Raw genomic sequence first — 14,317 nt, 5'->3', positions numbered from 1 at the left:
GGGCATGCCCCGCCTCTTACACCACATCTCTGTGCGCTACCAGTTTCAAGTCGAGTTTTGCCGATTTCGACCAAGAATCGCTGCTACTAAAAAGGTAACAGTACTCATATTTGCCCTTTTTTGGCCACAAGCCCTAAAACAAGCCTCGCCAAGGTCGGGAAGCGGGCCAAATCGCCGGCCTCGAGGCTTATTCCACCGTTCCGTAGACGGCGCCCCAGCCGTGGGCGGCCAAGGCGGAGTTGAGCTGGTCGCAAAGTGACTGGCGGTCGTAGTAGCCGGGCGGCAAAAGGTTCACGATTTCCATGAGGTCGGGCGCCAGGTCCAAGATTTCGGCCTGTACGATCAGATCCAGGCGGTCGATGGCGTGGCGGTCGTAAAACAGTCCGTCGACCAGGCGCTGCAAGTCGCCGAATTCCTCGGCCTGAAACGATCCGTACTCCATAGTGCCTCCTTGGGCGCCCCACGCCGGCATGCGCGGCGATTCGTAATTGATTGCGATGAACTTAATCTATCACGGCTTCATAACGTTGCGACGATGGCGGTCTATACTTAGACGAACTGCAACGTACCGCTTCGCGAAAGGTCGCACCCCATGCAGACGATCTACCAGAAGATGGAAACCACCGAACTCGATGCCGCCATCGAGGCGCTCAAAGCCGAGGTCGCCGAGGTCAAGGCCAAGGGCCTGGCGCTCGACATGGCCCGCGGCAAGCCGTCGCCCTCCCAGGTGGACATCTCTCGACCCATGCTCGATATCCTCAATGCCGATGCCGATCTGCACGACGGCAACGTCGACTGCTCCAACTACGGTTGCTTTGAGGGCATTCCCTCGGCACGCAAGCTGGCGGGGGAGTTCCTGGGTTGCCCCGCCGAGCAGACGCTCGTACTGGGTTCGTCGAGCCTGCTGATCGAGCACGATATCGCCGGCATGTTTTGGCGCTGCGGCTCGTGCGGCAGCGAGCCCTGGGAGGCTTACGAGGCCGCGCACGACGGCAAGAAGGTCAAGTTCCTGTGCCCTGTTCCCGGCTACGACCGCCACTTTGGCATCACCGCCGACCTGGGTATCGAGAACGTCCCCGTCGCGATGACTGACAACGGCCCCGACATGAACGAGGTCGAGCGCCTGGTTGCCGCCGACGACTCCATCAAGGGCATCTGGTGCGTGCCCAAGTATTCCAACCCTACGGGCATTACCTTTAGCGAGGACACCGTGCGCCGCCTGGTCGAGATGCCCACGGCCGCGCCCGATTTCCGCATCTTTTGGGACAACGCCTACTGCGTGCACGACCTGTATGACGAGACCGACGAGCTCGCCAATATCTTCGACCTCGCGCGTGCGGCAGGCACCGAGGATCGCGTGGTGGCATTTGCCTCGACGTCCAAGATCACCTTCCCGGGCGCCGGCATCGGTTTTATCGGCGCAAGCCCTGCGGTCATTGCGGAGTTCTCCAAGCGCCTCAAGGCCGGCCTGATCAGCGCCGACAAGCTCAACCAGTTGCGCCATGTGCGCTTCCTTCCCACCATCGAGGCGGTCAAGGAGCACATGAAAAAGCATGCCGAGTTTTTGCGCCCGCGCTTTGAGGCCGTTGAGCGCAAGCTCACCGAGGGCCTGGGCGACACGGGTTGCGCCACCTGGACGCATCCCCGCGGCGGCTACTTTGTGAGCTTCGATGGTCCCGAGGGCTCGGCCCAAAAGGCCGCCGCGCTTTGTGCCGACCTGGGCGTCAAACTCACGCCGGCTGGTGCCACCTGGCCTTATGGCAAGGACCCGCGCGACACCAACATCCGCATCGCGCCGAGCTATCCCACGGTCGAGGACCTGGAGGCCGCGCTCGATGTGCTGGTGCTGGCCGTCAAGCTTGTCGCTGCTGAGCTTGCTCGTGCCGAGCGCGCCTAACGCGCAGCTTCCCGTACTATCTGCACTTTCGATACGTAAAGGAGCGTATACATGGATTTGGGTATTTCCGCCAACCCCACGCCAGAGCTCTACACCATTAAGGTAACTGGCGAGATCGATATCTCTAACGCCGATAGCCTGCGCAATGCCATCGACCTGGCGCTCGAGCAGCCCACCGAGGCCGTTGAGCTCGATTTTGCCCAGGTGAGCTACATCGATTCGACGGGTATTGGCGTGCTTGTGGGCGCCGCGCACCACGCAGCCGATCACGGCAAGCGTTTTAGCTGCGTCAACGTGCAGCCGCCGGTGATGCGCGTGGTTCAGCTGCTGGGCGTCGACCAGGAGATTTCGATTACGGCCGCATAGGCCCTGTCCCAAAAGGGGCGTGCCGTTTGGCATATGTTTGTGATGCGCCCGAACGTTTTGGCGTCCGGGCGCTATACTTGACCGAATGAATAGACGAGTTCCGGCCGAATGGCGCGGTGCGGGCTCGACTCACATCGAGCCTTGGAGGTATGTGTGTTTGGTATTGGAGAGGGTGAGCTCGCGATCATCGTGGTCTTCGGCTTTTTGCTGTTTGGCCCGGATAAGCTCCCGCAGATGGGCCGCACAATCGGCCGTGCCATCCGTCAGTTCCGCGAGACGCAGGAAAAGATGACGGCCGTTGTTCAATCCGAGATCATCGATCCGGTAAGCGAGGCCGCTTCGGCGCCGGTCAAGCCCAAGAAGACGGCTGTCGATGACGATTCCGATGCGGACGAGGATGCCACCGAGACGGCTGCGCCCGCAAAGAAGGAGACCTTCGCCGAGCGCCGTGCCCGTCTTGCTGCCGAGAAGGCCGCGAGCGAGGGTGCCACCGAGGGCGAAGGTGCTGCTGAGGAGGCCGAGAGTGCAGAGCCCGCCGCCGCTGTCGAGCCCGAGCCTGCTGCAGAGCCCGAGCCCGAGCCGGCAGAGCCCACGACGGCCGACCTCTACGCCCGTCGTCCCCGCAAGCGCAAAGCCGTCGTCGACCAGCTCGCTCGCGAGCTCGAGGCCGAAGACGACACCGCTGCCGCCGACGCCCCGAAGGGAGGCGATGAGTAATGCCTATCGGACCTGCGCGAATGCCGCTCTTAGATCACCTGGGAGAGCTCCGTCGCCGCTTGACCATCGTGGTCGTGTCGGTATTTGCCGCAGCCATCGTGCTGTATTTCGCCACGCCCGTGGTGCTCGACATCCTGGAAGACCCCATCCGCTCCTTTGTGCCGGACGGTAAGTTCTACATCACCACCACGCTCGGCGGCTTTGGCCTGCGCTTCTCGCTGGCCATCAAGATGGCCGTGGTCATGTGCACGCCCATGATCATCTGGCAGATCCTGGCATTTTTCCTGCCGGCGCTGCGTCCCAACGAGCGCAAATGGGTCGTGCCCACGGTGCTCGCCTCGACGGTGCTGTTCTTCCTGGGCGCTATCTTCTGCTACTTCATCATTATCCCGGCAGGCTTTGAGTGGCTCATCGGCGAGACCTCGGCCGTTGCTACGGCGCTGCCCGATCTGGAGAACTACGTTAACATGGAGCTGCTCTTTATGATCGGCTTTGGTGTGGCGTTTGAGCTGCCGCTCATCATCTTCTACCTGTCTGTTTTCCACATCGTGTCCTACGCGGCCTTCCGCAGCGCCTGGCGCTACGTGTACGTAGGCCTGCTCGTGGGTTCGGCTGTGATCACGCCCGACGGTTCGCCCGTCACCCTGGGCCTTATGTACGGCGCCCTGCTCTCGCTCTACGAGATCTCGCTCGCTATCGCCCGCGTGGTCATTACCGCGCGCGAGGGCAAGGAAGGCCTGTTCGTGAGCCGTCTGGACCTGTTCTCGGACGACGAGGACGACGAGGAGTAAATCGGTATGCACGAGGTTGGCATTGTCAACGGCATGCTCGATACAGTGATTCGCGCGGCGCGTGGGGCGGGGGCCTCGCGCGCCGTTTTGGTAACGCTTCGTATCGGGGATATGACCGAGGTCGTGCGCGAGGCGCTCGACTTTGCGTGGGAGACATTTCGCGACGAGGACCCGCTCACGCGAGGCTGCGAGCTTGCCGTGGAGGAGGTCCATCCACAAAGCGAGTGTCTGGACTGCGGTGAGGTTTTCGACCACGATCGCTTCCACTGTCGCTGTCCCCAGTGTGGTGGTGCCAACGTGCGCCTACTGCACGGCCGCGAGCTCGATATCGCAAGTATCGAAATCGAAACCCCCGACGATTAGCCCGCTAGCCATCTGGTGATGGGGTATAAAGGGGCCAAAGTAAGGAGCGCTAAGTATGGCCGAGAAAACGATTGATATTGCATCGCCGATTCTGTCGCGCAACGAGCGCCTGGCAGATCAGCTGCGTCAGCGATTTGAGCAGACGAACACCTACGTGATCAACGTGCTGTCGAGCCCCGGCTCGGGTAAGACCACCACGATTCTGGGCACAAACGAGCGCCTGCGTGACAAAGCCGGCCTGCGCTGCGCCGTCATCGAGGGCGATATCGCCTCGGATGTCGACGCCATCACCATGAAGGAAGCCGGCATGCCCGCCATCCAGATCAACACGGGCGGCCTGTGCCACCTCGAGGGCAACATGATCATGGAGGCCGTCGACGCCTTCGACCAGGCTGTGGGTCTGGAGAACATCGACGTCATCTTTATCGAAAACGTGGGCAACCTGGTCTGCCCGGTCGACTTTGACCTGGGCGAGAACCTGTCCATCATGATTCTCTCGGTGCCCGAGGGCGACGACAAGCCCATCAAGTACCCGGGCATCTTCCAACACGCCGGCGCGCAGCTGCTCAACAAGGTCGACGTGGCTCCGGCTTTCGATTTTGACATGGATAGGTATACTAAGACACTCGATGACCTCAATCCGCAGGCGCCGCGGTTTGCCGTGAGCGCGCGCAAGGGCGAGGGCATGGATGCCTGGTGCGATTGGCTCATCGGGCAGATTGAGCAAGCAAGGGCGTAAGTCGGCCGCCATACGGGCGGGCGTAGCCGCAGAGATACGAGATAGGAGCCTCTTTTGAAGCTCATCATCGCCGAGAAAAACGACGCCGCGCGTCAGATCGCCGAGCGTCTGTCCACGGGCAAACCCAAAAAGGACAAGGTGTACAACACCGCCATCTACCGTTTTGAGTGGAAGGGCGAGGAGTGCGTGACCATCGGCCTTGCCGGTCACATCCTGGCGCCCGATTTTTGCGACAGCGTGCTGTTCGATAAAAAGCTGGGCTGGTATTCGGTCACGGAGGACGGCGAAATGCTGCCGGCCGACATGCCCGATGGTCTGGCTCGTCCGCCCTACGACACCAAGCGCAAGCCGTTTCTTGCCGACGGTATCTCCATCAAGGGCTGGAAGCTCGAGAGCCTGCCCTATCTCACCTGGGCGCCCGTCATTAAGCTGCCGGCCGAGAAAGAACTCATTCGTTCGCTCAAGAACCTCGCTAAAAAGTCCGACAGTGTCATTATCGCCACGGACTTCGATCGCGAGGGTGAGCTGATCGGTTCGGACGCTCTCAACAAGGTGCGCGAGGTCGCGCCGGACTTGCCGGTCGCCCGCGCCCAGTATTCTTCATTTACCAAGGCCGAGATTACGCAGGCCTTCGACAATCTTGTCTCGCTCGACCAGAATCTGGCCGACGCCGGCGAGAGCCGCCAGCACATCGACCTCATTTGGGGCGCGGTGCTCACGCGCTACCTGACGCTCGCCAAGTTTGGCGGCTTTGGCAACGTACGCTCCGCCGGCCGCGTGCAGACGCCGACGCTTGCCCTGGTGGTCGAGCGCGAACGCGAACGCATGGCGTTTGTGCCCGAGGACTATTGGCAGATTCGCGGCATGGGTGCCGCTCAGGGTGCTGCCGAGGATAACCGCTTTAAGATTGCACACAAGACGACACGTTTTACCGACAAAGATGCTGCCGAGACGGCGTACGGCCACGTCGACGGCGCTACGACGGCAACCGTCGCCGCGGTGACCAAGCGCTCCCGCAAGCAGCAGCCGCCCACGCCGTTTGCGACGACCTCGCTGCAGGCTGCCGCCGCGGCCGAGGGCATCTCACCTGCACGTACCATGCGCATCGCCGAGTCCCTCTACATGGCGGGCCTCATCAGCTATCCGCGTGTCGACAACACCGTGTACCCTGCGACGCTCGATCTGGGTGCCGTGGTGAGCGACCTGGCAAAGATCAACCCGGCGCTGGCGCCCGTGTGCAAAAAGGTACTCGCCGGCCCCATGAAGCCCACACGCGGCAAAGTCGAGACCACTGACCACCCGCCCATCTACCCCACGGGCGAAGGCGATCCGTCCACGCTCGATGGCGGCCAGCGCAAGCTCTACGACCTCATCGCTCGCCGCTTCCTGGCGACGCTTATGGGTCCCGCGACCATCGAGAACACCAAGCTCGAGCTCGACGTGAACGGCGAGCCGTTCGTGGCTTCGGGCGATGTGCTCGTGACCCCGGGTTTCCGCGAGGCGTACCCGTACGGACTCAAGCGCGACGAGCAGATGCCGCCGCTGGAGCAGGGCGACACGGTCGACGTGTTCGACATTAAGCTCGAGGCCAAGCAGACCGAGCCGCCCGCGCGCTACAGCCAGGGCAAGCTCGTGCAGGAGATGGAAAAGCGCGGCCTGGGCACCAAGTCCACGCGCGCGAGCATCATCGAGCGCCTGTACGCCGTGCGCTACCTCAAAAACGATCCCGTTGAGCCGAGCCAGCTGGGCATCGCCATCATCGACGCGCTGACGCAGTTTGCCCCGCGCATCACGAGCCCCGATATGACCAGCGAGCTCGACGGCGACATGACTCGCGTCGAGCGCGGCGAGGACACCGAAGAGCATGTCGTGACGCACTCGCGTGCGCTGCTGGCCGGCGTGCTCGACGAACTGCTTAAGCATACGCAGGAGTTGGGCGACGCTATCAGCGACGCCGTCACGGCCGATGCGCGCGTGGGCGCCTGCCCCAAGTGCGGCAAGGATCTGGTTATGAAGACGAGCGCCAAGACCCGCGGCAGCTTCATCGGCTGCATGGGCTGGCCCGACTGCGACGTGACCTATCCGGTGCCGAGCGGCGTCAAGGTGAGCCCGCTCGAGGGCGAGGCCGCCGTGTGCCCCGAGTGCGGTGCGCCGCGCATTAAGTGTCAGCCGTTCCGCCAGAAAGCTTTCGAGATCTGCGTGAACCCGACGTGCCCCACTAACTACGAGCCCGACCTTAAGGTGGGCGAGTGCAAGGTGTGTGCCGAGGCCGGACGCCATGGCGACCTGATCGCGCACAAGAGTGAGAAGAGCGGCAAGCGCTTTATCCGCTGCACCAACTACGATGACTGCGGCGTGAGCTATCCGCTGCCGGCGCGCGGCAAGCTCGAGGCGACGGGCGAGACTTGCCCCGAGTGCGGCGCTCCCATCGTGGTGGTCAACACGGCGCGCGGTCCGTGGCGCATCTGCGTGAACATGGACTGCCCGACCAAGGAGAAGAAGCCCGCCCGCGGCCGCAAGACTGCGACCAAGGCGAGCACGGCGAAGAAAACCACGGCGGCGAAGAAGGCGACGGCTAAGAAAGCCACTGCCGCCAAGAAGACGACCGCGAAGAAGTCGACTGCCAAGAAGGCAGCCGCCGACAAGTAACGGCACAGTCGAAACATTGCCCTAAAAAACGAGCGAGGACCCCGCGATCCTCGCTCGTTTTTTTGACCGGCAGTTAGGGACGTTCCTTTTCTGCCGGCAGCTTAGGAACGTCCCTAACTGCCGGCTCGGGAACGACAAAGCGCTAGTTCACCTCGACAGGTTTGGCGCCGGGATAGCGCTCCTCAAAGTCTAGGCGGTACTTATTGTCATTGGTGCCCGCCACGTTGTCGCGTGACAGCGGCGCCACGATCTCATTCTTGTGGTCCGCGGGCTTTGCGTACTTCAGGCTGATCTCCCAGGCATCGCAAATCGCGTCAATGCGGTGGTCCAGGTCGTCATACAGGGCAACGATGTCTTTCCAGGAGCTGTAGTTCTTGGAGCTCGTCGGGACGTCCAGGTCCTCGACGATGTCGTAATACTGCTCGATGGTGTCCTCCGTGCGCTCGGCGACGTCGGCGAGATTTTGACGGGTGGTTCGATCCTCTTCCAGATAGTTGCCGTTGAAGTTCTGCGCGCAGCCACGGACGTAGTTGTCGAGATCTTCGAGCAGGTCGTAGTATTCGCTCAGGCGGCGGTAGAGGTTCTGCTCAGAGAGCGTTGCTTCGCCGCCATCCTCGTCGTCATCGTCATCATCGTCGTACAGGCTGTTGGGATCGCCGAGAGGCTTTAGGTCATCGTCGTCGACGTCATGGTGCAGCTTAGCTACCTCGGCAGTCGTCTGCGTGGCGGCGTTGTCGAACGGTCTGATTGCAAAGAAGATGACCAGGGCGATGATGATCGCCACCAGCACAACGATAACGGCGATAAGCGGCCCGGTGCCGCTCTTTTTGGGAGCGGGGGTCTGTGGCGAAGTGGGCGCGTATGCGGGAGCCGGCTGCTGTTGGGGCGAGCCGCTCGCGACGGGTATGCGCTGCGTGGTCTCGACGGCCTCGGTCCTTGCGGCGGGGTCGGGGCTATAGGCGAGGGGGTCGTCCGCCTTGGCTTGCGGCGTATCGAGGGAACCGGTCTGCTCAAAAGCGGGCTGGCTATCGCTCGCGGCTGTTTGCTCAACGGGTGCACCGCACGAGGTGCAGAACTTGGCATCATCTGCAAGAAGCTTGCCGCACGAGGCGCAATACCGAGACATTGCCACTCCTTTCGCCACATTTCAATGCAATACGATGATTATACCCAGCATCCAAAATTCCCCATCATACGTTGCGGTGAAATAGGGACTGTTTGGCGGTCTCAGAGCTTCAATCAGTCCCTATTTCACCGCAACTTTGGAAAGGCACCTTTAGTCATTGGGGACGCGCCGAGCACTGGGGTATCATGGCTTGGTTGATATATCTGCATTTACGCGCCTTGTAGGAAGGGGCTGCGCCCATGGCTTTTGAGCCTGCTCAACATAGCTTTATCACGCTCGAGGGCGTCGACGGTGCCGGCAAGTCCACGCAGGCGCGCCTGCTTGCCCGCGCGCTCGAACTCGCCGGCTACCAGGTTGTGAGCCTGCGCGAGCCGGGCGGCACCGCCATCAGCGAAAAGATTCGCGCCCTGCTGCTCGACCCCGCCAACACGGCAATGGGAGACACCTGCGAGCTGTTGCTCTACGAGGCGGCGCGCGCCCAGTTGGTGCACGAGGTCATCGCGCCCGCCCTCGCGGCCGGCAAGGTGGTCCTGTGCGACCGCTTCTACGATTCCACGACCTGCTACCAGGCGTTTGCCGATGGCCTCGACCGCCAGATGGTGCGCAACGCCAACAGCCTCGCCGTCGCGGGAACGCACCCGGCGCTCACACTCGTCTACCACATCACGCCCGAGCAGGCGGCGCTGCGCATGGCCGCCCGTGGCGCGGCAGATCGCATGGAGGCTAAGGGCATGGCATTCCAGGAGCGTGTCTACGAGGGGTTTTGCTCAATTGCTGCCGAGGAGCCAAATCGCGTAAAGCTTATCGACGCCACCGCGCCCATCGAGGAGGTCTTTGCGAAGACGGTCGAGCAGGTTCGCGCGTACGGTCTCGACATTCCGCGGGAAGCCGTCGCCGCCGCGCTTGCCAAGGAGGCCGAGTAACATGGCCCCCGCTCAGGCAAGCCTGCTGGCCAAGCTCGACACCCAAGAGCGCGTGCGCGACTTTTTGACCAATGCCGTCGCTAGCGGTCGCGCATCGCACGCCTACCTGTTTTTGGGCGCGCCCGGCGCGGGCAAGCTCGACGCCGCGTGGGCGCTCGCCCAAGCCTTCCTGTGCGAGCAGGACGGCTGCGGCGCATGCGACAGCTGCGTGCGCGTTGCTCGGCATACGCATCCCGACGTGCACTATTACACGCCCGAGAGCGCCACGGGTTACCTCATCGCCCAGACCCGCGAGCTGCTCGATGACGTGCCGCTGGCGCCCATCCGCGCCAAGGCAAAGGTCTACATCATCGACCGTGCCGAGCAGCTGCGCGCCAACACCGCCAACGCGCTGCTCAAAACACTCGAGGAGCCGCCCGAGGGCGTTATGTTTATCTTGCTGGGCACCTCGGCCGACGTGATGCTGCCCACTATCGTGAGTCGCTGCCAGTGCGTGCCGTTTCGGCTGGTGTCGCCCGCCGTCGCCGCGCAGGCCGTGAGCCGCGCCACCGGTCAGGACCCTGCGCGTTGCCGCATGGCAGTCGCCGTAGCGGGGAGTCCCACGCGCGGCATCGAGTTTCTTAAGAGCGCCGAGCGCCAGGACGCTCGCCGTCAGATGGTCCGTGCCATCGACTCACTCATTGCCGCCGACGAGGCCGACGTGCTCAGCCGCGCCAAGTCGCTCATTGTCGCCGTTAAGGCGCCGCTCGCCGAGGTCAAGTCCACGCAGGAAAAGGTACTCGAGCAAAATGCCGACTACCTGTCGCGTGGAGCATTGAAGCAGCTTGAGGACCGCAACAAGCGCGAACTCAACGCGCGCGAGCGTTCGGGTATCATGGAAGCGCTGGCGAGCGCGCGGACGCTCATGCGCGACGTGCTGCTGACACTTCAGGACGAGGCAGCCGACGTGGTGAACGAGGATGTGCGCGACACGATCGGTCGGCTTGCCGCTGCGACCAATGTTGCGGGTGCCACCCAGGCGCTCGAGGCGGTCGCGACCGCCGAGCGCAACATCGCCAGAAACGTTACTCCCCAGCTGGCCATCGAGGTCATGCTGTTCGATATCAGGAAGGCACTGAAATGCCGTTAGTCGTACCCGTTAAGTTTACCTACGCCTCGCGCGACCTGTGGTTTGACCCGCAGGACCTGGATATCCTCGAGGCCGATTATGCCATTTGCTCCACCGAGCGCGGAACCGAGATCGGCTTGGTTACGGCCGATCCCTTCGAGGTGCCGCAAGACGAGATCGGTCAGCCGCTCAAGCCCGTGCTGCGCGTGGCGAGCGACATCGACCTGCAGCTTGCCGACGATCTTGCCATCCAGGGCGACGAGGCCATGGTCGATTTCCGCCGTCTGGTCAAAGAACTCGACCTCGAGATGAAGCCGGTCGGCGTCGAGTACCTGTTTGGCGGCGAGAAGGCCGTGTTCTACTTTGCGGCCGAGGAGCGCGTCGATTTTCGCCAGCTCGTCAAGGATCTGTCCTCGACGCTGCACATTCGCGTCGACATGCGCCAGATCGGCGTGCGCGACGAGACTCGCCTGGTGGGCGGCTATGCCCAGTGCGGCCAGGAGCTCTGCTGCACGCGCTTTGGCGGACAGTTTGAGCCCGTCTCGATCCGCATGGCAAAAGAGCAGGACCTGCCGCTCAATTCCTCCAAGATCAGCGGCGTGTGCGGCCGCCTGATGTGCTGCCTGCGCTACGAGTTCGAAGCGTACAAGGACTTTAAGAGCCGTGCGCCCAAAAAGAAGACGCTCATCGATACGCCGCTCGGCAAGGCGCGTATTCAGGAATATGACACGCCGCGTGAGCAGCTGGTGCTGCGCCTGGAGAACGGCAAGGTCTTTAAGGTCAACCTGGCCGATATGACCTGCTCGGAGGGCTGCAAGAAGAAGGCCGCCGAGCAGGGCTGCAATTGCCGCCCCGACTGCGTGACGCGCGATGTGCTCGAGCGCATCGAGTCGCCCGAGATGCGTCTGGCGCTCATGGAACTCGACCGCGAGAACGGCGTCGACGTGGGCGATGGCCTGTCGAGCGCCGACCGTCTTGCCGGCACGTCGATGCCCAAGCGCCGTCGTCGCGATGCTGAATCCGATGCTCGCGCCGGTCAGGGGCAGGGCGAGGGTCGTGGCCGCGGAAAGGGCCGTGGCAATGCCGCAACGCCTGAGGCCGAGGAGGCCGCCGGTGGCCGTCGTCGTCGCAAGCGCGCGGGCTCGGGCGATGTCGGCGAGGCTGCAGCTGCAGGCAAGAACTCCTCCCGCGAGCGCGAGACTCAGCAGCCTCAGCAGCAAAACCGTGGCGGTGGCATGAACCCCACGCGCCGTCGCCGCCGTCACCTGTCGAGCGAGGAGCGCGAGGATGCCTTCCGCGCCGCAGCTGCTCGCGAGGCTGGTGCCGCTTCCAAGGGCGCCTCGGCCTCCGATGCGCCTGCCGACAAGGGCGGCAAGTCACGTGGCGAGGATGAGCGCGCGCCGCGTCCGCGCCGTCGCCATTCCTCGGGCGCGCAACAGAAGCCCTCAGTGCCCTCCGTTGCCGATCAGGTCTCGGATGGCGAGGTCAAGGTCACACGCCGTCGTCCCGGAGATGGCGGGGGAGCGGCTGCCAAGGCTTCGCGTGGCGCCGCTCGCGACGAGCGCGAGTCGCGCGAAGATTGCGGTGGCGAGGGCTCGGCCGACCAGGGTCAAAAGCGCCGTCGCCGTCGCCGTTCCCGCAAGCCGCGCCAGGATGGTGGCGAGGGCTCGGCCCCGTCTTCGTCTGCACCACAACCGCCTGCCGGCGAATAACGCCCGCGAGCGGATTTAACCAGCCTTGCCCCAATCGCGTCGGGGTACCATAGCGCTGAATCAACAACCCTCCCTGCGACCGAACGTAGGGAGGGTTGTGTCTTGAAGAGCCATCTGAACAAATTGAGCCGTCTGCAGGGTGCCGGCGCCCTACCGTTTGCGGACGAATTGCTGCCGTTTGCCGAGCGGGCGGCACGCGAGGCACTCGAGGCATTGTCGCCAACACGATGTGCCGGCTGCGAGCGCGCCGGTGCGCTTATTTGCCAAGACTGCCTGGCCGCGCTCACGCTCATCGACCCACGTCATAGCTGTACCCGATGCGGCGCCCCGTTTGGGGATTTGCTGTGCACTGAGTGCTCGGTCGAGGGCACGTCCTCGGCAATGGCGGAGGCGCTCGACCGCTGCCTGGCGTGCGCCGTCTATGCGCATCCGCTGCCGCGCATCATTAAAGCGTACAAGGACGCGGGCGAGCGACGCCTGGCGCCGTATCTGGCGGAGCTGCTCTACGACACCGCCCTGCATGCCCAGGTCGTAGCGCCCGAACGCTTAGGAGGTGTGCTGTCCGGTGCGGATGCGGTGGTGTTTGTGCCTGCGACGGCGGCAGCGTTTCGGCGGCGTGGCTTTGATCATATGGAGGCCATTGCGCGCCCATTTTGCGAGCTGTCGGGTGTTCCCCTGCTCGATGCCCTCGTCAAGTACGGGCATGGCGACCAGCGCGAACTCGGTCGTGAGGAGCGTCGCGAGCGTGCCCAAGGCATGTACGAGACGGTTGAGGACGTGCACGGCCGCCGCCTACTGCTTATCGATGACGTTATCACCACGGGCGCGACGATGGCCGCGGCTTCGGCGGAACTCAAGCGCGCCGGCGCTGCGGCAGTCGATGGCCTCGCTATCGCACGCGTTTGGTAGGGGTGGTTTTGTGGCAGTGAAGATTGAGCGGCGCAACGAGCCGACAGGCGAACAGCTAGCGGCTTCCGTAATCCTAACAGGCGCTTCGGCGCTGCGCATGATGCGCGCCGAGCGCCGGCAGATGGGCTATATCAGCTGGAAGGACCTTAATCCCGATGAAGAGCGCCGTGTGCTGCGCACGTCGTCGCCCTCGACCGAGGATATCTATCTTCCTGACTTGGTGCGAATTGGAGCCAAAAGCGGCGAGGTGCAAGAAGATCTGTGCTTGCTGGTGGGATCTGCGGCGCATCGCCGCCGCATTCTTGGCGTGGGCTGGTCCGTGTGTTCCGGGTTACCCGCCGGCTCGATTCTAGAGGTGGAACCGGGGGTGTACAGCCTATCTCCCGAGGCCCTTTGTGTTGCCGTTGCGCGCGAGGTCGGCTGCATCCAGGCGTTTGCCCTGGCCCAGGAGCTGTGCTCTAAGATTTCACTGAGCGACCGCGGGAAGTATCTGCCTCCCTACACCTCGCCTGTTACGAATAAACTTGCAAAGGACAAGGACCAGCCAGCAGACGTGGGCTACTTTGAAGTCGAGCCGGCGCTGACGCCCGATCGCCTGGCAGATTATCTTGCGGCATGCAAGGGGAATGTGGCCAAACAGCTGCTGCGTCTGTGTCCCTACCTGTCAGAAAACCTGCTCTCGCCCATGGAGTGCATCATGCTTGCCCTGTTTTCGCTTCCGTTTTCCTATGGCGGGTTTGCCTGCGGACCTTTTAAGACCGACTACAAGATCGAGTTCGATGACCGTGCGCAGACAATCTCGGGGATGCCCCATGCAGTTTGCGATGCGTATCAAGAGACAGCCCGGTTTGACCTGGAATACAACGGTGAGCTGGGCCATTCCTCTCGGAGGGGACGTATCCATGATGAAAAGCGCAACACGGGCTTGATTACTATGGGAATCGAGGTCGCGACGGTCAACAACGAAATGCTCCGCGGTGGCGCGCGCAGACGTGGTGTAAGAGCGTCCCGAGGTCC

The 14,317-nt window shown here is 63.0% G+C and carries 14 protein-coding genes; 12 read left to right on the top strand and 2 right to left on the bottom strand.

Annotation, left to right across the window (positions count from 1 at the left end):
- Positions 1-187: 187 nt before the first annotated feature.
- Positions 188-442 carry a hypothetical protein gene (locus tag DWV20_RS09415; protein ID WP_022093864.1) on the bottom strand — a complete coding sequence of 85 codons (255 nt, stop codon included), beginning with the start codon at positions 440-442 and terminating at the stop codon, positions 188-190.
- Positions 443-592: 150 nt separating this feature from the next.
- On the opposite strand from DWV20_RS09415, the gene DWV20_RS09410 reads away from it, so the two are divergent.
- The 7 genes from DWV20_RS09410 to DWV20_RS09380 all read left to right on the top strand — a co-directional run bounded on the left by DWV20_RS09410 (position 593) and on the right by DWV20_RS09380 (position 7,522).
- Positions 593-1,897 (top strand): aminotransferase class I/II-fold pyridoxal phosphate-dependent enzyme, encoded by a 1,305-nt coding sequence (locus DWV20_RS09410; protein ID WP_118256869.1) that lies wholly within the window; start codon positions 593-595, stop codon positions 1,895-1,897.
- Positions 1,898-1,948: 51 nt separating this feature from the next.
- A complete protein-coding gene (locus DWV20_RS09405) occupies positions 1,949-2,263 on the top strand; it encodes an STAS domain-containing protein (RefSeq protein ID WP_118256868.1) in 315 nt (104 codons plus the stop codon).
- A 153-nt stretch (positions 2,264-2,416) separates the two neighbouring features.
- Entirely contained in the window at positions 2,417-2,980 is a 564-nt protein-coding gene (locus tag DWV20_RS09400) for a twin-arginine translocase TatA/TatE family subunit (protein WP_158566374.1), read from the top strand.
- Positions 2,980-3,771, top strand: a complete 792-nt coding sequence (gene tatC / locus DWV20_RS09395; protein ID WP_199581817.1) for a twin-arginine translocase subunit TatC — start codon at positions 2,980-2,982, stop codon at positions 3,769-3,771. Before DWV20_RS09400 ends, tatC begins: the two co-directional genes overlap by 1 nt.
- A 6-nt stretch (positions 3,772-3,777) precedes the next feature.
- Entirely contained in the window at positions 3,778-4,134 is a 357-nt protein-coding gene (gene hypA / locus DWV20_RS09390; RefSeq protein WP_118256865.1) for a hydrogenase maturation nickel metallochaperone HypA, read from the top strand.
- Positions 4,135-4,189: 55 nt separating this feature from the next.
- On the top strand, positions 4,190-4,873 hold the full coding sequence (gene hypB / locus DWV20_RS09385; RefSeq protein WP_117640380.1) for a hydrogenase nickel incorporation protein HypB: 684 nt from the start codon (positions 4,190-4,192) through the stop codon (positions 4,871-4,873).
- 54 nt (positions 4,874-4,927) lie between these two features.
- Complete coding sequence (locus DWV20_RS09380; protein WP_118256864.1) at positions 4,928-7,522, top strand: DNA topoisomerase I; 2,595 nt, start codon at positions 4,928-4,930, stop codon at positions 7,520-7,522.
- Positions 7,523-7,664: 142 nt separating this feature from the next.
- On the opposite strand, the gene DWV20_RS09375 is transcribed toward DWV20_RS09380, so the two are convergent.
- The gene (locus tag DWV20_RS09375; RefSeq protein ID WP_118256863.1) at positions 7,665-8,648 is read right to left on the bottom strand and encodes a zinc-ribbon domain-containing protein; all 984 of its coding nucleotides are present in this window, start codon (positions 8,646-8,648) and stop codon (positions 7,665-7,667) included.
- A 239-nt stretch (positions 8,649-8,887) separates the two neighbouring features.
- Between DWV20_RS09375 and tmk the strand changes: the two genes are divergently transcribed.
- The 5 genes from tmk to DWV20_RS09350 all read left to right on the top strand — a co-directional run.
- On the top strand, positions 8,888-9,571 hold the full coding sequence (gene tmk, locus DWV20_RS09370) for a dTMP kinase (RefSeq protein WP_118256862.1): 684 nt from the start codon (positions 8,888-8,890) through the stop codon (positions 9,569-9,571).
- A 1-nt stretch (position 9,572) separates the two neighbouring features.
- On the top strand, positions 9,573-10,700 hold the full coding sequence (locus tag DWV20_RS09365; protein WP_118256861.1) for an ATP-binding protein: 1,128 nt from the start codon (positions 9,573-9,575) through the stop codon (positions 10,698-10,700).
- The gene (locus tag DWV20_RS09360) at positions 10,691-12,391 is read left to right on the top strand and encodes a regulatory iron-sulfur-containing complex subunit RicT (protein WP_118256860.1); all 1,701 of its coding nucleotides are present in this window, start codon (positions 10,691-10,693) and stop codon (positions 12,389-12,391) included. The genes DWV20_RS09365 and DWV20_RS09360 overlap by 10 nt, the downstream gene beginning before the upstream one ends.
- 102 nt (positions 12,392-12,493) lie before the next feature.
- Entirely contained in the window at positions 12,494-13,300 is an 807-nt protein-coding gene (locus tag DWV20_RS09355; protein WP_232049577.1) for a double zinc ribbon domain-containing protein, read from the top strand.
- A gap of 10 nt (positions 13,301-13,310) precedes the next feature.
- Positions 13,311-14,317, top strand: a 1,007-nt coding sequence (locus DWV20_RS09350; protein WP_147346321.1) for a hypothetical protein, incomplete at its 3' end; no start/stop codon positions are given.

The organism is Collinsella sp. AF02-46-1, assembly GCF_003465825.1.
Taxonomy (GTDB): Bacteria; Actinomycetota; Coriobacteriia; order Coriobacteriales; family Coriobacteriaceae; genus Collinsella.
The sequence above is the reverse complement of the archived record's forward strand: the minus strand, read 5'-3'. Positions and strand labels throughout refer to the sequence as shown.